The sequence below is a fragment of the Lamprobacter sp. genome, from assembly GCF_034860625.1.
GTDB lineage: Bacteria > Pseudomonadota > Gammaproteobacteria > Chromatiales > Chromatiaceae > Lamprobacter.
In genome coordinates this window covers 1-1,245 of sequence record NZ_JAYESN010000551.1, presented here as the reverse complement: position 1 = coordinate 1,245, position 1,245 = coordinate 1, and the positions used below count along the sequence as shown (strand labels likewise).

At 54.9% G+C, this 1,245-nt stretch carries 1 protein-coding gene; it reads left to right on the top strand.

Annotation, left to right across the window (positions count from 1 at the left end):
- Positions 1-106: 106 nt before the first annotated feature.
- Positions 107-1,245 (top strand): restriction endonuclease subunit S (locus tag VBE63_RS29715; RefSeq protein WP_323686566.1); only part of this gene is annotated, 1,139 nt, incomplete at its 3' end.

Here is a 1,245-nt window from a genome sequence, read left to right as displayed (position 1 = left end):
AGTACGAGGCGGTGGAGTATGACCCGCCGCAGGTGATTCTGGAGCGATTGGCGCTGCTGGAGGAGGAGATTGCTGAGGGGCGGAGGGAGTTGGCGGAGATGCTGGGATGAGCTGGCGCCAAGCGTCAATTGAAGACGCCTGCGTGATGGTCACCGACGGAACTCATTACACTCCGCCTGATGTTGACAGCGGGGTACCTTTTCTGACGGTTAAAGACTTCACGCATGACGGTAAAATTGATCTCGTTGGCTGCTCGCATATCAGCCAAGACGAGTTCGCGAAAGCGGATAAAGGAAACAGTGCCCCCAAAATCGGCGATGTGCTTTTCTCGAAAGACGGGACCGTCGGCAAAGTCTATGTGGTTGCGTCGAAGGATAGGTTTGCAGTCTTATCCTCACTGGCAATTCTGAGACCGGACCCCTCGATTCTTGACGCGGACTACTTCGGCTGGGTGCTGAAGACAGACAGCTGTATAGACCAAGCATCTCGCAGTAAAACGGGCTCCGCAATCCGAAGAATCATCCTCAAGGATCTCAAGAGGGTTAAGTTCCCCCTCCCACCCCTCGCTGAGCAGAAGCAGATCGCGGCGATCCTGGATGCGGCAGACGCCTTGCGGGCCAAGCGCCGCGAGTCCCTCGCTCAGCTCGACAGGCTGCTGCAATCGACCTTTCTTGAGCTGTTTGGTAATCCGGTTACCAATCCGAAGGGGTGGGAGGCAAAACAGTTAGGTGAACTCGGGACGCTGGATCGTGGTGTCTCAAAACACAGACCTCGAAACGATCCTTCTCTTCTCGGTGGATCGCATCCCCTAATCCAAACAGGTGAAGTGGCAAACTCCGGTGGATACATTGCGAACTACACCTCAACTTATTCCGAGCTTGGTCTAAAGCAGAGCCGAATGTGGCCCGCAGGCACTTTGTGCATCACTATCGCCGCAAATATCGCTAATACCGGAATATTGACATTCGACGCTTGCTTTCCTGACAGCGTTGTTGGGTTCTCGTCGCCTATACCTGGAAGAATCGAGTACGTGCAGGGGTTGTTCTGGTTTTTCAGGGATATTCTGGAGCGAAGGGCACCACAGTCTGCGCAAAAGAACATCAACCTAAAGATACTTCGAGGCTTGCCGGTTCCGGTACCACCTGACAACCTGCAGAGTCGCTTCGCCACCATCGTCGAATCCATCGAGCACCAAAAGACCCGCCTCCGCGCCCACCTCGCCGAACTCGACAACCTGTTCGCCTC